This is a genomic window from Catenovulum agarivorans DS-2, from assembly GCF_000568405.1.
In the GTDB taxonomy this organism is placed as follows: domain Bacteria; phylum Pseudomonadota; class Gammaproteobacteria; order Enterobacterales; family Alteromonadaceae; genus Catenovulum; species Catenovulum agarivorans_A.
The window spans coordinates 137,432-156,621 of the sequence record NZ_ARZY01000003.1; the positions used below are offsets into that span (position 1 = coordinate 137,432).

Here is a 19,190-nt window from a genome sequence, read left to right on the forward strand (position 1 = left end):
GTTTTATATATAATATGTTATATGTAAAGTTGTTAACAGTAAACTTATTTATTAAAACAACAAAATAGGTGCTCAGATGATTAAAAGAATATGCGGCATAATTGGCTCGGTTTTATTGGCTGCAGCCTGCCAAAATACCCAGCTGGGGCCAACAGCTGGCTCAGCTAAAGAGGTGACAAATAATAAGCGTGAATACAATGTGTTATACATTATGACCGACGACCATGCTGCCCGAGCGGTGGGCGCATATGGGGGACGACTTGCGCAACTAAACCCAACTCCGACTTTAGATAAACTTGCGCAACAAGGTATGTTGTTTGAAAATGTATTTGTTACTAACTCAATTTGTACACCCAGCCGCGCGACTATTTTGACAGGGCAATATAGCCAATCTAATGGTGTATTAGATTTGCAAGGCTCGTTGACCAGCGAGCAACAAAAATTACCACAGCTGATGAAACAAGCAGGTTACCAAACTGCGATTATTGGTAAGTGGCACTTGAAAAAAGAGCCTGGTGCATTTGATCATTATGAAGTGCTTGAATTACAAGGAAAGTATTTTGATCCTGTATTTCGTGTGCGCGGTGATAAACCTTGGCCAAAAAACGAAACAAATTATAAAGGCCATTCTTCAGATGTGATCACCGACTTGTCGATAGATTGGTTAAAAAACCGTAAGCAGAACGGTAAACCGTTTTTTTTGATGCACCAGTTTAAAGCGCCGCATGATTACTTCGAATATGCACCTCGTTATGAGACTTATTTAGCTGATGTAGATATACCTGAACCAGCCGATTTATACCGCTCACCAAATACCCATGGTTCAATTGCGACTAAAGGTCAAGATGGCAGCTTGATGAATGATCTTGGGACCTCTATTTCTAAAAGGCATAATCGTCGTAGCTTAGGGGTAGATCTTGGAATCGATCCTAATTTACCTGAGCCTGAATTTACTCGGCAAAGTTATCAGAAATTCTTAAAAGCCTATTTGCGCTGTGTTAAAGGGGTTGATGACAATATTGCTCGGTTAATTCAAACGTTAAAAGATATTGGAGAGTACGACAATACCATTATTATTTATACTTCTGATCAAGGCATGATGCTAGGCGAGCACGATTACCAAGACAAACGTTGGATGTATGAGCCGTCTATTCATATGCCGTTTATCGTACACCATCCGGATATGCCTGAAGTGGGTAAGCGCAGTGACCTATTGATTAATAACACTGACTTTGCCCCTTTTATTCTTGACTTAGTTAACGCCCAAGTGCCAGATAATATGCACGGACGTAGCTTTAAAGCAGAGTTGTTTGGTCAGTCACCTGAGAATTGGCGGACAGCTTCATATTACCGCTATTGGACGCATAGGATGTACCACGATGTGCCAGCCCACTTTGGCATTCGAACTAAAGATTACAAGCTAATTTTCTTCTATGGTCAAGGGTTTAAACAGCACAACTGGTTTTATGACCAAGCTTGGGTGAAGAAAACAGGCCTAAATAACAATGATATTGCAACCCCTGCAGCTTGGGAGCTCTATGACTTGCGCAATGATCCAGAAGAGTTGAACAATGTTTACGCCGATCCTGCTTACCAGCAGATAATCGCTGAGTTAAAAGCGGAAATGCTTAGGCAGCGTGCTTTGTATAATGAAACGGATAAAAACTACCCACACTTACAAAAAATTATTGAACGTCATTGGAATGATTAGTTGTGGTGAAACCACAGGCTGGCGCACCCAGCCTGTGGTTTATTTTAGAAATGCTTTTAAACCTGATATTGGTTGCGTTTGCTAACAATAAATTCATTGTAAATTTTTATCGACAAAATGGTTGCAGATAATAACAAGGTTATCATGTTTGCAACTATCACCGCTTTATCTTGCTGAACAAATCCGTATACCATCCAGCTGGCCACACCAATGGTGAAAATGCTATACATAGCTAACGAAAGAGATGCAGTCTCACGAGTTTTGATCACTTGGATCGCTTGCGGAAGAAACGAGAAAGTGGTTAAAAACGCAGATACGAAGCCTAAAATTTCTACATTTGTCATAATGTTTCCTCAATTTTGCTGCGCCATGTAGCGCAAAGCCCAAAAAATATTTACCGCAGGTTAAGTAAGCGTGTTGAAAGATTACTTGCTGCAATGGTGAAAATTATCGCTGAATCACTAGATTTTTGATATGCAATAATCTATCTTGTTTTTATCCAAAACTATCATTGTTTAAAAATGAGGCAGTGTTGTGATCGGTTGTGATATTGAAGAAATTCTCGAAATTAGCCCACAATGTGATGAACGGTTTATTGATCAGCAGAGTGTACCTGAGTTGGCTGATTTACATATCGGTGTTTCAGGGGTTTCTACTTTGCAAGAGCATTATAAAGTCGGGCGAAAGAACCCAATGCATCATGCTTTATTGTTCAGTGTGGCAGGCGAAATTGAAGTGACCACTGAAAGTGGTATATGCAAAGTTGCTCACGGGCAATTAATCTATTTTCCGGCGGGGCAGCCGTTTTTAATGCAACTTAAAAGTAAAATGTGGCGCAAAGTATGGTTTGAATTAGACGACAACTCAGTCTGGCGTCGATATTTAGCTAATCAACCTTTAGTCGTTGACTGCCGGCAAACACATCAACTCTATCATTTACTCAGTTTGCTCTATTATGAAAAATCAGTTGAGTTGCGTCGGCCGTTGGTTAAGCAGCTAGATGGTTATATTAAACAATCGCTTAAGGTGGAACATACTAGCAATGCCGATGAACAGCGACTTACCCAAGTGATTGACCAGTTGGAAGCTAAACTCCATTACCCTTGGACTGTTGACGACATGGCTCAACTTGCAAATTACTCAGCACCTCATTTGCATCGATTATTTCAGAAACAATTTGCTCGTTCACCACTGCAACAATTGATAGAAATGCGTATGCAAAAGGCCAAATATTTGTTGGCTAATACCAACTGGAGCTCAGAACAAATTGCTGAGCAGGTCGGTTATGCTGACGTGTTTAACTTTGCTAAACGCTTTAAAAAGTCTGTTGGTTTAGCACCTGGGCAGTATCGTAAAAGCAACAAATCAGCATAAAAAGGACAAACAAAAAAGGTTGCCAGCGGCAACCTTTTTTAAACCTTTAATGTAAAATTAAAGACTAGTCTTTCTTCTCACGCGCAGCACGACGACGCTCGTTTTCAGTTAAGAACTTCTTACGAACACGAATGCTCTTAGGTGTTACTTCAACTAACTCGTCGTCATCAATAAATTCTAACGCTTGCTCAAGTGTGTACTTAATTGGTGGTGTTAAAGTTAACGCTTCATCAGTACCCGCGGCACGTACGTTGGTTAACTGCTTACCTTTTAATGGGTTAACTGTTAAGTCGTTGTCACGGCTATGAATACCAATCACCATACCTTCGTAAACTTCAACACCGTGCTCAACAAATAAACGACCACGTTCTTGTAGCGTAAACAATGCGTATGCAACAGCTTTACCCATACCGTTTGAAATAAGTACACCATTTAAACGTTGACCGATTTCGCCGCCTTTGTGTGCAGCGTAGTGGTCAAACGAGTGGTACATCAAACCAGTACCAGAAGTTAACGTCATAAATTCGTTTTTGAAACCAATTAAACCACGGCTCGGTACGATAAAGTCGATACGAATACGGCCTTTGCCATCTGGCACCATGTCAGTCATCTCAGCTTTACGTAAGCCAAGTTTCTCCATGATAGTACCTTGGTGCTCTTCTTCGATATCTACAGTTAAAGTTTCGAATGGTTCTTCTAATTGACCATCAACTTCACGTAAGATCACTTCGGGACGAGATACAGCTAACTCGTAACCTTCACGACGCATGTTCTCGATTAATACGCCTAAATGTAATTCACCGCGGCCAGAAACACGGAATTTATCTGGATCTTCGGTTTCTTCAACACGTAATGCTACGTTATGAACAAGTTCGCTTTGTAAACGCTCTAAAATTTGACGAGAAGTAACAAATTTACCTTCTTTGCCCGCAAATGGTGAGTTGTTGACTTGGAAAGTCATAGTTACAGTTGGTTCATCAACAACCAATGCTGGTAAAGCTTCAACTGCATTTGGATCACAGATGGTGTCGGAGATTTTTAATTCGCCCAAACCTGTGATTGCGATAATATCACCAGCACTTGCTTCGTCTTTTTCGTATTTATCTAAGCCTAGGTAACCTAATACTTGGCCAATTTTACCGTTACGAGTTTTGCCGTCAGCACCAATTACTGTCACTTGTTGGTTTACTCTCGCAGTACCACGAGTGATACGACCAATACCAATTACACCTACATAGTTAGAATAATCTAACTGTGAGATTTGCATCTGTAATGTGCCTTCAGGATCGGCTTGTGGTGGTTCAACGTGTTCTAAAATTGCGTCGAACAAATCATTCATGTCGTCTTTTTGTTCGCCTTCATCTGCACTGGCCCAGCCGTTAATTGCAGATGCATAGATAATAGGGAAATCTAATTGCTCGTCAGTTGCACCTAAATTAACGAATAAGTCGAAAACTTGGTCGATAACCCAATCAGGACGTGCTGCAGGTTTGTCAATTTTGTTGATAACAACAATTGGACGTAAACCATGTGCGAACGCTTTTTGTGTTACGAAACGCGTTTGTGGCATTGGACCTTCTTGTGCGTCAACTAATAACAACACAGAGTCAGCCATTGAAAGTACACGTTCTACTTCACCACCAAAGTCGGCGTGTCCTGGGGTGTCTAGAATGTTAATACGGAATTCTTTGTAATCGATAGCGGTGTTTTTCGCTAAGATAGTAATACCACGTTCTTTTTCTAACGCGTTGCTATCCATTATACGTTCTTCAGCTTCACCGCGACTTTCTAGCGTGCCAGATTGTTGGAGTAGTTTATCAACTAGGGTAGTTTTACCATGGTCAACGTGCGCGATAATCGCGATGTTGCGTAAGTTATTCAAGTTCATCAGGTTAACTTCTATATTTACAGGGTTTAACTGAGGTTAACGCCCTATGTTGAGCAACCTCTCGAAAATTTGCGCGTATTATACGCGAATTTTAATCAATTACCTATATAGAATATTTGTTAACAAGATTCAAAGTTGTGTGCCCAGTCCACAGCTTGTTGATAAAAGCCACAGATGTCCTCGTAACTGAACTTAAGCTTCATTGCTTCCATCGTCGTTAGATGCCAACTACCTTGTTCGAATAACTGAATGGTTGAAAGAGCGATTTTGATCGGTGTTTGATGTTGGGTCGTCAGCGCTTCAATAATTTCTTCAGACAAAGGCAGGGTGTGCAAAATTTGCTCTAGCGGTTGGTCTAAAATGGCATCTAATAATGAAAACAACCCTGCGAGAAATGCATGTTCTCGTAATGAAGGGGTATTTTTGTGCATCATTAATTCGCAAAAACGTGCTCGAATCGTCGCGACTTGAATTAGTTCACGAGGTTTGTCGTAAGAAAGCACGCTTGTGGTTAACAATGCGATTAAGCGGCGCATTTCATTTTCACCTAAGTACACAATCGCCTTGCGGATTGATTGCATTTTCTGAGTGATTGGAAGCAACCCTGAATTGATAAAACGCAGTAACTTAAAAGACAAATTTAAGTCTTGCTCAAAGTATTGAGTTATCTTATTAAAGTTTAATTCTTCACGCATCAGTTCTTTGTATAGCGCAATCAAAATGCGCTTGTTGCTTTCAATTTCGCTAGATGCGTACATTTCTGGTTTGCAAAAAAAGTAGCCTTGAAAGAAATTAAAGCCAGCGGCTTCTGCTTGCTCAAACATTTGATGGTCTTCGACCTTTTCAGCTAAGAAACGACAGTCCTTCCTGTGTCGGCGAATTTCATCCATGTGTGTTTGTGCTGCTTGAATGCCAGTGTGTTGCAAATCAAATTTTACCAATTTGACATACTTAAAAAATGGCTGCCATTGGGCATCATAAATAAAATCGTCAAGTGCGATATGATAACCTGCGTGATAGAGCTTTTTAAACATCGCAAGAATTTGCCCTGTCGGCTCTACACACTCTAGCACCTCAATCACAATTTTGTTTTTTGGCAATAACAGCGGCAGCTCTTTCAATAAACAGGTTTCTGAGAAATTGATCAGGGCAGGTTTGTTATTGGTTATCCGTTCAATCCCTTGCGAAAAATGGGTTCTAACTAGCAAACGTGAAGTCGCTTGGGTTGCATCGACATTTTGCGGGAATATGTTGTCTGGGCCATCGCGGAACAATAGTTCGTACGCAACCACATTTTGTTTGCGATTGAAAATAGGTTGCCGCGCGGTATAAATTTTGTTGGCCATAGTTGGATTAATTTAAACGACTTGATGGTAAAGCTTAATTGACCATGAGTTCTTTTGCCAATTATCTCAGCGATTTTGTTAAACATATTAGCAAATGAAAATAATCTGCTAAAACCTAATGAATATTTTGGTCAAGCTATTCTCTTAACTGACACAATACTGTATTTTAAGGCAGCGAAGTTAGCGCACTTTAGGCACATAAAAGGGGTTGCGCTTTTTTGGTGCTTTTTATGCACCTTGTTGGTGCGCGCTGGTTTGGTCACGCATTAATACCAAGCCTGAAAGCTAGTAAAGTTGTGTATATGTTAGTTTGGTACAATTATTGCTAGTTACTGGCAACGCGTTTTTGTGCGCTGTTAAAATTATAATTTTCCGGAGGATTGCAATGTCTGCAGAAATTCTAGATATGTTAAAAGAAGGTGAAATCAAGTTTGTTGACTTACGTTTCACTGATACTAAAGGTAAAGAACAGCACGTTACTATTCCTGCTCACCAGGTTACTGCTGATTTCTTCGTTGAAGGTAAAATGTTCGACGGTTCTTCAATCGCTGGTTGGAAAGGCATCAACGAATCTGACATGATTTTAATGCCTGACGCATCAACTGCTATTTTAGACCCATTTGCAGAAGAAGCTCAATTAAACGTTCGTTGTGACATTATCGAACCTGCTACTATGCAAGGTTACGATCGCGATCCTCGCTCTATCGCTAAGCGTGCAATGGAATACTTAAAATCTACTGGTATTGGTGACGACGCTTACTTCGGTCCAGAGCCAGAGTTTTTCTTATTTGATGACGTTAAATACGGTCAATCAATGGGTGGCGGTTTCTACAGCGTAGACGCAGAAGAAGCAGCATGGAACTCAAACAAAGATTACGAAGGTGGTAACACTGGTCACCGTCCTGGTGTTAAAGGTGGTTACTTCCCAGTTCCTCCTGTCGATTCAGCTTCTGACATCCGTGCAGCAATGTGTTTAATCCTTGAAGAAATGGGTCAAACTGTTGAAGCGCATCACCATGAAGTTGCAACTGCTGGTCAAAACGAAATCGCAACTAAATTCAACTCTTTAGTTGAAAAAGCTGACGAAGTTCAAGTTAAGAAATACGTTATCCATAACGTTGCTCACGCTTACGGTAAAACAGCTACTTTCATGCCTAAGCCTGTTGTTGGTGACAATGGTTCTGGTATGCACGTTCACCAATCTATCTCTAAAGATGGCAAAAATGTATTCGCTGGTGACAAATACGCTGGTTTATCTCAAGAAGCTTTATGGTACATTGGTGGTATCATCAAGCATGCTAAAGCAATCAATGCTTTCACAAATGCGTCAACTAACTCTTACAAGCGCTTAGTTCCTCATTTCGAAGCACCAGTTATGTTAGCTTACTCTGCTCGTAACCGTTCAGCGTCTATCCGTATCCCATACGTAACTTCTGATCGTGCACGCCGTATTGAGTGTCGTTTCCCTGATCCAACACAAAATCCATACTTAGGTTTCACAGCTATGTTAATGGCTGGTCTTGACGGTATCATCAACAAGATCGATCCAGGTGCGTCTATGGATAAAGACTTGTACAACTTACCACCTGAAGAAGAAGCAGTAATTCCAAAAGTTGCTTCATCTTTAGAAGAAGCATTACAAGCATTAGATGCTGACCGTGCATTCTTAACAGCTGGTGGCGTAATGAGCGATGAGATGATCGACGCTTACATCGAGTTGAAAACTGAAGAAGTTAACCAAATCCGTAATACTCCTCATCCGGTTGAGTTTGAGTTGTACTACAGTGTATAATTTTTAAAACAATTGTTTTTTAAATGTTAAAAAAGTCCGCAAAAGCGGACTTTTTTTATGGATAAATAAATTTAGTCAGAGTAGAGTAACGGGCTAGATGTTAGTAAAGGGAATCATTACACAGTGGTTAAATCAGTTGGTTTGTATAGCCGTATTTGCATAACTTGTTTAACTTTGCTTTTTGCGTTGGAAGCGGTTGCGGCAAAAGTGTATGTACATCGCAATGCCGAAGGCGTGTTAGTCTTTTCGGATACCCCCCACCCAGACGCTGAAGAAATATCACCTAAAAGTAAAATTGAGTCGATACCGAGCTCAACTCCACAAACATATTCGGGTTCGAGCAAACAGCAAGCGCAATCTCCACAATATCAAGTTAGATTGGTTCAACCGATAGACCAAGCAACAATTCGAGATAACACAGGTTCAGTGTATGTTGCGGTACAAGTCTCTCCCACTTATCAAGCGGAGCATCAAGTTAGAGTATTGCTCGATGGTGAAGCTGTCATCCAGCCACAAAATCGTTCGGTGTTTATGTTAAAAAATGTCTTTCGCGGCGAGCATAAATTAAAAGTTGAATTGCTTGATGCAAACGGCAAGGTTATTGCATCGTCTAAGCCCAGAACTTTTTATATGCACCGGGCATCTGTTATAAAGCCGAATTAGTCAAGATTCTAATTGGTATTTAGTTGTCTAGGTGTTACATTTTGGTGCACTGATTCAGAATGGTGCGTTGGGCTGTATGCAACGAGGCAAAAGTGTTTAGCGAGCTAATCCTTAACAATATTAATAGCAGCATTTTAGTAACTGATGCAGAGTTAAAGATACTCTATGCAAACCCAGCTGCGGAAAGCTTTTTTAAGCTGAGCGCACGCAGGCTCAAAGAATTATCTTTTGAGCAGTTATTTCGTTATAGCTCATTCGATTTAGAGCGTGTCCAACAGGCCATTCCAACCAATCAAGGTTTTACCGATACGGAAGTATCACTTGTCACTATAGATGAAAATCATGCGATGGCTGAAATGTCGTTCACGCCGGTAAAATCACATAAAGAAACTCATTTGTTGATAGAAGTTCACCCAATCGATCAGATTAAGCGTGTCAGCCAAGAGAGTTTTGTGCAATCGCAAATGTTAGCTTCGCGTGATTTAATTCGTGGTCTTGCCCACGAAATTAAAAACCCGCTTGGTGGTATTCGTGGTGCTGCACAATTATTGGACAAGATGCTGAGTGACAATGAACTGAAAGAGTGCACTCAAATTATAATGGACCAATCTGACCGGCTAAGAAATTTAGTAGATCGACTGTTAGGTCCTAACAGGTTGCCTAAGCGTAGCCAAACCAATATACATAAAATACTAGAGCAAATTCGTCAGTTGATAGAACTTGAATCTGACACTGATGTGGTCAAATTTTATCGAGATTACGATCCTAGTATCCCTGAATTTGTTGTTGATGAAGAACAAATTCATCAAGCACTGTTAAATATTGTGCGTAATGCCTATCAAGCATTACACAGCCAAGGGCAAGGTAAAATAACCTTCCAAACCCGAATCGCGAGTAAAGAGACCATACATGGTCAGCGCCACAAGCTTGCTGCCATTATTAAAATTATTGATAACGGCCCAGGGATCCCAGAGCATATTCGCGACACGTTATTTTATCCAATGATCACAACCAAATCGGATGGTACAGGTTTGGGTTTATCCATAGCTCAAACTTTAATTAATCAACACAGAGGACGGATTCATTGTGAAAGTTGGCCTGGCCACACCGAATTTACCGTTTATTTACCGATAGAGTTATAGGAATAAAAAGGTTATGAATGCGACTAAAGTCTGGATTGTAGATGATGACAGCTCAATTCGATGGGTGATGCAAAAAGCCCTAGACGCAGCTGATATCAGCAATACTTCGTTTGAATCGCCACTTGATTTGTTAGACGCGCTGAAAAACGAGAGTCCAGATGTGGTGATTTCTGATATCAGAATGCCTGAAATGGACGGTATGGAGCTGCTGGAGCAAATCCACCAACAAGATGCTGAAATACCGGTTATTATTATGACCGCCCACTCTGACCTTGATTCAGCGGTAAATGCGTATCAAAGCGGTGCATTTGAATATTTACCAAAACCTTTTGATATTGATGATGCGGTCAGTTTAACTCAGCGTGCGTTGACGCATGTAAAAGAGAATAGCCGTAAAAAACGTAGTCGACCAAAAGAAGAACAAATCTCTACAGATATCATTGGTGAAGCGCCTGCTATGCAGGAAGTCTTTCGGGCGATAGGTCGTTTGTCGCGCTCGAGCATCAGTGTTTTGATTAATGGTCAATCAGGTACAGGTAAAGAGTTAGTTGCGCGGGCACTACATAAACACAGCCCTCGTCGCGACAAAACATTTATCGCATTAAACATGGCAGCAATTCCAAATGACTTAATAGAATCTGAACTATTTGGCCATGAAAAAGGTGCGTTTACTGGTGCAAATGCGGTGAGAGAAGGGCGCTTTGAACAAGCGAATGGTGGGACATTATTTTTAGATGAAATCGGCGATATGCCATTGCAGGTTCAAACGCGTTTGTTACGTGTGTTGGCTGACGGCCAGTTTTATCGAGTGGGTGGACGACAGCCTTTAAACGCTGATGTACGTATTATTGCCGCAACCCATCAAAATTTGGAAAAGTTGGTGGCGGAAGGTAAATTCCGTGAAGATTTATTCCATCGCTTAAACGTTATCCGTATTCATTTGCCGCCACTGCGTGAGCGCAAAGAGGATATTCCTCGTCTTGCTGCGCAATTTTTACAACAAGCGGCCAAAGAAATGAGCGTTGAAGAAAAACGTTTGTCGCAAGAAGCTGCCGATTATATTAGTCAATTAGATTGGCCAGGAAACGTACGACAATTAGAAAATACTTGTCGTTGGTTGACTGTAATGGCCAGTGGCCAAGAGGTGTTAATTACTGATTTACCTCCTGAGCTGCTCGACGCACCAGCACCAACACTAGAGGCAACTTCTGAGGTGTCAGGTGACTGGCAAACCTTGTTAACGCGTTGGGTCGATGAGCAACTGGCATCTGGGAAAAACGATATTTTAGATGATGCTCTAGCAACCTTTGAAACCATCATGCTTAAACGCGCATTGCACCATACCATGGGGCACAAACAAGAAGCGGCTCGCAGACTCGGTTGGGGGCGCAATACCATTACCCGTAAAATGAAAGAGCTTAATATATAAAGTTGTTGAGGGTACTGCGCCGTTTAATACGGCGTAAAAAATCCTTAATTGACATTCTGTTATGATAAGTTAGCCTTTTATAAACGCATTTAAGCAAAGTTTTTCGGAAGCTAACTATGTCGATCCGCCTGTCTGAGCGAGAAGCAAACTGGCAAGGGTTTATTGCCCAAGAAATCACACCATTTTGGCAGTGTTATCATCAAGCGATTGAATTAACAACGCTTGATGGTTTAACTCAGTCGTGTGCTACTTTCCGCCATCCGCAGGCAAAGCGTAATATTATTTTATTGCCTGGGCGGGTTGAAACCTACCCAAAGTATCAAGAAGTTATATTTGATCTGTTCAATACCCAAGCCAATGTTTTTGTAATTGATCATCGTGGGCAGGGCCATTCTCAGCGAATGCTCAAAAGTACCCAAAAGGGTCATGTTGCTCATTTTAACCACTATGCTGAAGATTTAGAGCAAGCATTGGCGTATACCAGGTTTATCGATAATGATTTGCCAACAAGTGTAGTTGCTCACTCAATGGGGGGAGCGATTGCGTTAAATTGGTTGCATTTGTACCAGCCGAATATTGATAAGTTAGTTTTATGTGCGCCTATGTTAGGTATTAACGCTGGATTATTGCCGCAGAAAACGGCCTTTTATATCGCCTGTTTTGTTGATCGCATCAACCGAATATTTAAAAGTGAACCGGGGTATTTTTTTGGTCAGCAACCATATAATCGGCCTGACTTTTCTGACAATGTATTAACTGGCAGTAAAGTCCGCTTTGATTTTGGTCAAGATATTCAAGCCCAATGCAAATTGGGAGGCGTGACGACGACTTGGTTAAAAGAGGCGCTGCGTCTGATCAATCGTTTGCCGTCACAGAGCCGATTCTTAAATTGTGATGTGTTGTTGTTGCAAGCTGAAAAAGATGTGGTGGTGAGTTTGCCAGCGCAAGATAAGTGGCATGAATACGCTAGTGAGTTTGATAAAAATGTAATTAAGCGGCTGGTCAAAAATGCACGGCATGAGATTTTGATGGAGTCTGATGATATTCGCGCTGAAGTTATTACACAGATTCGGCATTTTTTGCAGGGGTGATATAAAAACTACTCTCCACCTAGAAAATCAAGTTGTCGCCATGCTTCGTAGCTAATAATCGCCACTGAATTCGACAAGTTTAAGCTTCTGTTATTGTCGGTTTTTACCATAGGAATACGTATTTTATGCTCTGCCGTTATTTGTTGGTGAACATCTTCAGATAAACCGTGAGTTTCTGCTCCAAATAGCAATACATCACCAGCCTGATACTGAATATCTGTATGGCTGCGAGTACCACGTGTAGTACAGGCGATAATGCGGTTACCTGCCACTGCTTTAACAAAATCAGCGTAGTTTTTGTGAATGGTTAAATTTGCAATGTCGTGATAATCCAACCCAGCGCGACGTACTTGTTTTTCATCTAACGAAAAACCAAGCGGTTCAATTAAATGTAATTTAAAGCCATTATTCGCGGCTAGGCGAATGATGTTGCCGGTATTAGGGGCGATTTGTGGTTCAAATAAAGCGATATGTAACATAATAAAACCTTATAGTGCTATGCCCCAGCCGTCTGAATAACCTTTGAGTTTTTCTACGCAATCAGTAAAAGCTTGATCCCATTTATCCAGTGTCTCGGCGTTTGGAATTAGGTTGACTGAGGCAACTAGCTCAACACCACCTCCAACTTCAGGTTTTTGAACCTTAACTTTAGTAAAACTTAGTTGATTAACTTGCAATTTTTGCACTTGCGGTAAAGCCTTTTCCGCTTGTTCTTTAAATTCAAACGCAGCAAAAAAGTCAATTTGCATTGGCTGGCTAAGGTCGATGCCTTCAGCTGCCATTTCAGCCAAAATCTGGCTGGTTTCGTCTTCTTGTGGCAAATCAAACATGGGTAAACTCACAATAAATTTTGTCGTATTATACTCAAGAATTTGCAATATACCCAGTTTTAGCGCGGTTAACTTGCGAACGACTAAACTAAAGCATTTTTTGCCAGAATTCTGCTGGTCCACCTTCAATGCTAAGTTGGTAAGGGGCGAATCCAAATCCTTCGTATAAGTCCTTTGCGATGCTATTTTCGCGCAGCACCTCCAAGGTTAGTTTGCAATAATCATGCGTTCGACAGTGCTGCTCTGCGGCATTAAGCAACTGTTTGCTTAAACCTTGCCCACGGTAATCTTTATCAATGGCAATGTCGTGAATGTTAAGTAAAGGTTTAGCATAAAAAGTTGAAAAGCCTTCAAATGCATTGAGCAAACCAATAACTTTGTCACCATCAAATGCTAGCCAGCCATAATAGTCACTGCGTTGCTTAAGTTTATTGACTAAATTTTGTTGCACATAGTCAGATAAAGGTGCAGCACCACCCATAGGGTCAAGTGCATAGTTGTTTAAAGCTGCTAGTAATGCTTGTTGATGGTCAGCGTTTGTTATGTCGGTTGGAATAACTGAAATCATAAATATTAAGTGTTTAGTTAAGTGGTTTTAGCCTTGGGCGCTTGCCTATCTATTGGCTATTTTGCTGTAAAATTTTCTGCATACTTTAAATAGAAACTCAGAAAAAACCAGCTAAATATGTGTTTTGCATTCGCAACAAACCTGACCATGAACTACATTTACTTTCAAGTCGCTCAGCAATTGGAGTGGTCAACCATGGGGAAAGTTATGGCAAATGTGCAAGTTCAACCTTATTTATTTTTTGCAGGTCGTTGCGAAGAGGCGATCAAGTTCTATGTCGAAGCGCTCGGGGCAGAGCTGCAAATGTTGATGCGTTTTAGTGAAAGCCCTGAGCCTATGCCGGAAGCCATGCTACCTGACGGATTTGACGATAAAATAATGCACGCCAGCCTGAAAGTAGGGGATTCGGTTGTTATGATGTCTGATGCGGTGGATATACAAAACCAATTTGGTGGGGTGTCATTGTCGATTAATTGTATGAACAAAGAAGACGCACACAAAATGTTTGATGGTTTATCGGTAGATGGTGAAGTGCAAATGCCATTAACGCCAACTTTTTGGTCTCCTTTATTTGGCTCGTTAACTGATAAATTTGGCGTGTCTTGGATGGTAAATTGTGAGCCAGCAGAGAATAGCTAATTAAAAAAAAGCTAGTGATAATAATTATCATTTGTTATAAAGCCAACTTTTCCCAAGTTGGCTGGTGTTGTGTTACATAAAAATTTCTTTAGACAAATTCATTTAGCTCTTGCCTGTTGTGTATGTGTTTTTTTAATTGTGCTCTCTGTTACAGGTGCATTATTGGTTTATGCCAAAGATATTCAAGCATGGTGGAGTCCGCATTATTGGCTAGTCGAGCCACCTAACAAGAGTCAATTAATTGATTATGACCAATTATTGGAAAATGCTGAGAAAGCATATTCTCAGCCTGTCAGTTATTTGAGTATAGAGTCGCAGCGCGATAAAGCTTGGCAGGGCCGGTTCTTAGACGGAAAGTATTTCAATGTTAATCCATACACTGCGCAGGTGTTGGTGATTTATGACTACACAGATACTCTGTATGGTTTTACTTTGTATTTGCACCGATGGTTATTGTGGCAACAAGCAGATGATTATCCATTGCGCAATTTGGTTTCTACCGCTGTATTGCTATTTATCATCTTGTGTTTAGTTGGCCTTTATTTGTGGGCTAAACCAGCTAAGCGGTTAAAGCGCCTGCGTATTAAACCGCATAAAAACAAGCGCATATTCTATTACCAATTACATTCAGTTATTGGGGTGTATTTAACTATCCCGTTAGTGTTAATCGCTTTTAGTGGATTAACTTTTAATTGGTCTAAACAAACTAGCGCTGTTATTGAGTTTATCACGCGCGGGCCAATAGAAGCACGTGCTGCTAGCCCACAAGTGACGACAGCTGAATCAAATCGACAGTTAAGTTGGCAAAAGGCCATATCGCAGGCAATGCAATCTATGCCGGATGCACAGTTACAACGCATCTACTTTGCCAAACCGGATGAGCAAGTTGTGATGCTTAGGGTGAAGAATCCAGGTGAATTCCATCCATATAGTTATATTTGGTTTAACCAGTTAACCGGTGAAGTGTTGCAAACTCAGAATGCTAGTATTGCCAACGTCACTACTCAAATTTGGAATTTCCGCTATCCGTTTCACATAGGTAATTTTGCTGGACCATTGTTACAGTTTTTCTGGTTTATTTTGGGGCTGTCGCCTCTATTGTTTGTGTTTACTGGTGGTTATTTATTTATCAAACGAAAATGTTTTTAGTAATGGTAATGGTTATCATTTGTGTTTACTTGTGGTTTATCTTACAATGCGCGCACTTTTTACAGGAGCGCATTTATGAAACATACACCACTTTCACTTGTTAGTTTGGCTGTTGCCGCAGCCGTTAGTTTACCTAGTCAAGCTATAGCCAATGACGAACTGGCTAATATGGAAAATATCATAGTGACCGGAAGTCGTGTTATTGAAAGTATTGACGAAGTACCTGCTTCAATTACTGTGATTAGCTCAGAGAAAATCCAACAGCATTTAAAAGTATCACCAGAATTGCAAAGTTTGCTGTCAATGTACGTACCTGGTATGGCACCTGATACAGGAAGTTCAAGTAACACTGGGCAAACTTTACGAGGAAGAAAACCCTTGGTTATGATTGATGGTGTCCCTCAGTCAACGCCTTTGCGCAATGGTTCATTAGGTGTTAAAACGCTTGATCCAAGTGCAATTGAACGCATTGAAATTATCAAAGGTGCAACCTCAATCTTTGGCAACGGTGCCGCTGGCGGTATTATTAACTACATCACTAAAAAAGCCAGTAAAGAGCAAGTTGCAGGTCAGGTCAGCTTATCAAGCCGCTTTAGTGCGGTTAAGTTGGAAGAAAGTGCCGGAGGCCGGATTGAAGGTGCGTTGCATGGCACTTTAGATAAATTCAGTTATTTGGTTACAGCTAGTTATGAAGAAAATGGGGTTCAACGTGACGCCGAAGGCGATATTTTAGGTCTTCAATACGGTATGTCTGACTCTGTTACCCAAAACTATTTCTCTCGATTGGCATACCAATTTGACCAAGATAAATCGCTGCAAATGAGTTACAACTTTTATAGCTCGCAACAAAAAACCGATTTAGGTGATGTTGTTGGCGATATTAATAAAGGTGAAAAAACTTACGCAATACATGTTCCTAAAGAACAGCAAAAACGTGGCAAACCTCAAGGTCCTGAAGGCAATACTAACTTCACAATAAAATACACCGACAACAATATTTTTCACAATACCCAATTGACCGTCGACTTTTACAAACAGAACATTGAGAACGTCTTTTTCTTTTCAACCTCGCTGGCAAACCCTTCTGAAGGTTATGATGGTGGCCAATCTGTTATTAAATCCAACAAAACCGGAGCTCGTGCTACTTTCAACTCAATGTTTGAGCTGGCAGGTGCTGATGTAACCTTAATTTATGGTGTGGATGCGCTAAGAGATGTGACTTCACAACCTTTAGTTGACGGGCGAATCTGGGTACCAGAAATGGACATGCAAAACCTAGCTAGTTTTGTGCAATCGAAATGGGTATTTGATGACGCAGTCGTTGTTAAATTAGGTGTGCGTCAAGACAATATCGATTTAGCCGTGGATGATTATAAAACTTTGGTTTTATGCCGAAATGGTTCCACTTGCTCAGAGGAATTTGCTGTCAAAGGTGATACGTTAGAATACGACGCAACCACCTATAATGCAGGGGTTAAGCTTAAATATACACCTTATTTCCAACCATTTTTTAGCTACTCGCAAGGCGCTGACATTTCTGATATCGGTCGTTTATTGCGTAGTGCGACAGTGACAGATATAGCTGATATTCGCACCGAAGCGTCGATTATCGATAACTACGAGGTGGGTTTTACATCAAATGTGAATGCAGATTTAAGATTCGAAGTTGCGGCTTACCGCAGCACTTCTGAATTAGGTACTACTAATAGCTATGATGAAAAAACGGGTATTTATATGCCTGTACGTGCTCCACAGCGCATTTGGGGCTATGAAGCCTTGGTCGATGCACAATTGCATGACTCGTTGCAATTGGTTGCTACATACAGTTATGTTGAAGGGAAAAACACTGAAGCAGACGTCTACTTAGGCAGCCAAGCAATAGCTCCGCCAAAAGCAACTGTAAGTTTAAATTGGCGTCCAACTAATGATTTATCAGTCAGCTTAAACCATTTGTATGTCGGTGATAGGGACCGTTTTGAAGCGAATGCTGAAGGTAACTATACGGTTGATCAGCGCCCTGTAGAAAGCTACCAAGTGACACATTTATCAAGCCAATATCAGGTAAGTGCTAATTTGTCGGTTTTTATGGGAGTGGAAAACCTGTTTAACCAAGACTACTTCTCTGCTAGGGCTCAATCATATACCTATGGTGGGTATAATGTTAAAGGTTTGGGCACAACGGTTAACTTTGGTGTGGAGTATAAATTTTAATTAGTCAGTCCCAAAGCTAAACATAAAAAGTCGCCAAAGCGACTTTTTATGTTTTTGCATATTTTTAAGAATTTAGCGGAATCGAGTGAATCGCGCCTTCACGTTGGTAAGCCAACTTAAACTCTGGTAACTGGGCTATTTTCTCGACGTGTTGAATTACATTATCGCCCAATTTAAATGAAAGCTCAGGGAATACATTGCCCCAGTTGGCGTATATGGCAATTAGATAATCCATAACCGAAAGTTTATCGCCAACTAGGTAATCATTGTTGGCAAGCTGTCTATCCACTATTTGCCATAACTCGGAAATACGCTCAGCCATATTTTGATAAAAGTCATTTCTTGCGTCCGAGTCTGGCATTTTAGTCATGCTCGCAAATAACTTACTGTAAGCAGGATGTAGAGTTGCATAACAAAACATTAGCCAATAATAAAATTGCTGTTTATCTCCCCAGTCATCCAAATTAATGCCGTGTTTTTCCAATAAATATAAAACGATTGCTGCGCCCTCGGTTAAAATTGTATCGCCGTCTTGCAGTGCGGGCACCTGTTTGGTTGGGGCTATTTGATGATAATTATTAACTTGATCAAAAGGTATAATTTTAACTGGCCGCTCTAACTGGTTAAGTAAAGTATGAATGGCGGTTGAGCAAGTACCGGGCATAGAGTACAAGGTATACATAGTTTTCTCCTATTTATTAAATTTTTCTCTAAAAGCTAATGCGGGTAACCCTGCAACACCCCAGTTGTCTAAGTTAACTTCTTCAATTACAACAAAGGTGGTTTGTGGATCTTTATCTAATACTTGGCTGAGCATTTCAGTTGAACGTTTAATCAATTCAGCTTTTTGCGCTTTGCTCACGCCTTCATCTGTCACTTGAATGGTAACAATTGGCATCATGACTCCTTATCTATTTGGTAGTGGAATACTTTGCTGATAATTTGCCAGCGTCCATCAAGCTTGATTAAGCTAAGCAAATCGACAAAGTGTTTGGGGGCAATGCTGCATTGAACTTTGGCTAATGCTGTACAGTCGCTAACAACATCTATCTGTAATATTTTGTCTGTACGAGTTTGTTGTTTGCTTGCAGGGGAAATACGTTGTTCGACTATCGAAAAATAATCAGGCATGGCTAAATTAATCAATTCGCCTGAGCTTGCTGTGACGTACTTTGCCTGTGGGTGAAACACTTGGTTTAATAAACCGACATCACTGTGGTACAAAGCATCAAAATATATTTGTAATACTTGCTTAATTGCTGGTTGAGCTGAATCCATTGTTTAACTCCTGTGGTGATTTGATTAGCAGTGTACATAGCACAGGTTTGTTGATAAATTCACAGAAAATGCACAGTGG

General features: G+C 40.7%; 19 protein-coding genes. 10 read left to right on the forward strand and 9 right to left on the reverse strand.

Going from position 1 to position 19,190, the window contains the following annotated elements:
• The first annotated feature begins 76 nt into the window (after window positions 1-76).
• Window positions 77-1,711, forward strand: coding sequence for a sulfatase (locus DS2_RS02990; RefSeq protein WP_035013142.1), 1,635 nt, complete (start codon window positions 77-79; stop codon window positions 1,709-1,711).
• A gap of 56 nt (window positions 1,712-1,767) precedes the next feature.
• Here DS2_RS02990 and DS2_RS02995 read toward each other — a convergent pair whose 3' ends face one another.
• Window positions 1,768-2,055: a SemiSWEET family sugar transporter gene (locus DS2_RS02995; protein ID WP_035013143.1), complete on the reverse strand. Its 288-nt coding sequence runs from the start codon at window positions 2,053-2,055 to the stop codon at window positions 1,768-1,770.
• A gap of 190 nt (window positions 2,056-2,245) precedes the next feature.
• Between DS2_RS02995 and DS2_RS03000 the strand changes: the two genes are divergently transcribed.
• The gene (locus DS2_RS03000) at window positions 2,246-3,085 is read left to right on the forward strand and encodes a helix-turn-helix transcriptional regulator (RefSeq protein WP_051479566.1); all 840 of its coding nucleotides are present in this window, start codon (window positions 2,246-2,248) and stop codon (window positions 3,083-3,085) included.
• Between the two features lie 64 nt (window positions 3,086-3,149).
• Here the strand turns inward: DS2_RS03000 and typA are convergent, their stop codons facing one another.
• The gene (gene typA / locus DS2_RS03005; protein ID WP_035013144.1) at window positions 3,150-4,973 is read right to left on the reverse strand and encodes a translational GTPase TypA; all 1,824 of its coding nucleotides are present in this window, start codon (window positions 4,971-4,973) and stop codon (window positions 3,150-3,152) included.
• A gap of 119 nt (window positions 4,974-5,092) precedes the next feature.
• Window positions 5,093-6,319, reverse strand: a complete 1,227-nt coding sequence (locus tag DS2_RS03010) for an EAL and HDOD domain-containing protein (protein ID WP_035013145.1) — start codon at window positions 6,317-6,319, stop codon at window positions 5,093-5,095.
• Window positions 6,320-6,704: 385 nt separating this feature from the next.
• On the opposite strand from DS2_RS03010, the gene glnA reads away from it, so the two are divergent.
• From glnA to DS2_RS03040, 5 genes are all read left to right on the forward strand, one after another.
• Window positions 6,705-8,111: a glutamate--ammonia ligase gene (glnA, locus tag DS2_RS03020; protein WP_035013147.1), complete on the forward strand. Its 1,407-nt coding sequence runs from the start codon at window positions 6,705-6,707 to the stop codon at window positions 8,109-8,111.
• Between the two features lie 123 nt (window positions 8,112-8,234).
• Window positions 8,235-8,774 (forward strand): DUF4124 domain-containing protein, encoded by a 540-nt coding sequence (locus tag DS2_RS03025; protein ID WP_200870113.1) that lies wholly within the window; start codon window positions 8,235-8,237, stop codon window positions 8,772-8,774.
• A gap of 59 nt (window positions 8,775-8,833) precedes the next feature.
• Window positions 8,834-9,916: a nitrogen regulation protein NR(II) gene (gene glnL, locus DS2_RS03030; protein ID WP_051479567.1), complete on the forward strand. Its 1,083-nt coding sequence runs from the start codon at window positions 8,834-8,836 to the stop codon at window positions 9,914-9,916.
• Window positions 9,917-9,929: 13 nt separating this feature from the next.
• Window positions 9,930-11,345 carry a nitrogen regulation protein NR(I) gene (gene glnG, locus DS2_RS03035; RefSeq protein WP_035013148.1) on the forward strand — a complete coding sequence of 472 codons (1,416 nt, stop codon included), beginning with the start codon at window positions 9,930-9,932 and terminating at the stop codon, window positions 11,343-11,345.
• A 116-nt stretch (window positions 11,346-11,461) separates the two neighbouring features.
• Window positions 11,462-12,436: an alpha/beta fold hydrolase gene (locus DS2_RS03040; protein WP_035013149.1), complete on the forward strand. Its 975-nt coding sequence runs from the start codon at window positions 11,462-11,464 to the stop codon at window positions 12,434-12,436.
• Window positions 12,437-12,444: 8 nt separating this feature from the next.
• On the opposite strand, the gene DS2_RS03045 is transcribed toward DS2_RS03040, so the two are convergent.
• From DS2_RS03045 to DS2_RS03055, 3 genes are read right to left on the reverse strand one after another with little or no spacing between them, the layout of a single operon-like run.
• Window positions 12,445-12,915, reverse strand: a complete 471-nt coding sequence (locus DS2_RS03045; RefSeq protein WP_035013150.1) for a tRNA (cytidine(34)-2'-O)-methyltransferase — start codon at window positions 12,913-12,915, stop codon at window positions 12,445-12,447.
• Window positions 12,916-12,924: 9 nt separating this feature from the next.
• On the reverse strand, window positions 12,925-13,389 hold the full coding sequence (locus tag DS2_RS03050; protein ID WP_235188532.1) for a ribonuclease E inhibitor RraB: 465 nt from the start codon (window positions 13,387-13,389) through the stop codon (window positions 12,925-12,927).
• Entirely contained in the window at window positions 13,355-13,834 is a 480-nt protein-coding gene (locus DS2_RS03055) for a GNAT family N-acetyltransferase (RefSeq protein ID WP_035013151.1), read from the reverse strand. Before DS2_RS03055 ends, DS2_RS03050 begins: the two co-directional genes overlap by 35 nt.
• Before the next feature lie 147 nt (window positions 13,835-13,981).
• Between DS2_RS03055 and DS2_RS03060 the strand changes: the two genes are divergently transcribed.
• The 3 genes from DS2_RS03060 to DS2_RS03070 all read left to right on the forward strand — a co-directional run bounded on the left by DS2_RS03060 (window position 13,982) and on the right by DS2_RS03070 (window position 17,833).
• Window positions 13,982-14,473 (forward strand): VOC family protein, encoded by a 492-nt coding sequence (locus tag DS2_RS03060; protein ID WP_235188533.1) that lies wholly within the window; start codon window positions 13,982-13,984, stop codon window positions 14,471-14,473.
• A gap of 69 nt (window positions 14,474-14,542) precedes the next feature.
• Window positions 14,543-15,622 (forward strand): PepSY-associated TM helix domain-containing protein, encoded by a 1,080-nt coding sequence (locus DS2_RS03065; RefSeq protein WP_035013194.1) that lies wholly within the window; start codon window positions 14,543-14,545, stop codon window positions 15,620-15,622.
• Between the two features lie 75 nt (window positions 15,623-15,697).
• The gene (locus DS2_RS03070; protein ID WP_035013152.1) at window positions 15,698-17,833 is read left to right on the forward strand and encodes a TonB-dependent receptor; all 2,136 of its coding nucleotides are present in this window, start codon (window positions 15,698-15,700) and stop codon (window positions 17,831-17,833) included.
• Between the two features lie 64 nt (window positions 17,834-17,897).
• Here DS2_RS03070 and DS2_RS03075 read toward each other — a convergent pair whose 3' ends face one another.
• From DS2_RS03075 to DS2_RS03085, 3 genes are read right to left on the reverse strand one after another with little or no spacing between them, the layout of a single operon-like run.
• Window positions 17,898-18,515 (reverse strand): glutathione S-transferase family protein, encoded by a 618-nt coding sequence (locus DS2_RS03075; protein WP_051479569.1) that lies wholly within the window; start codon window positions 18,513-18,515, stop codon window positions 17,898-17,900.
• Window positions 18,516-18,524: 9 nt separating this feature from the next.
• Window positions 18,525-18,731: a tautomerase family protein gene (locus tag DS2_RS03080; protein WP_035013153.1), complete on the reverse strand. Its 207-nt coding sequence runs from the start codon at window positions 18,729-18,731 to the stop codon at window positions 18,525-18,527.
• Window positions 18,731-19,111, reverse strand: coding sequence for a nuclear transport factor 2 family protein (locus DS2_RS03085; RefSeq protein ID WP_035013154.1), 381 nt, complete (start codon window positions 19,109-19,111; stop codon window positions 18,731-18,733). Before DS2_RS03085 ends, DS2_RS03080 begins: the two co-directional genes overlap by 1 nt.
• Window positions 19,112-19,190 lie beyond the last annotated feature (79 nt).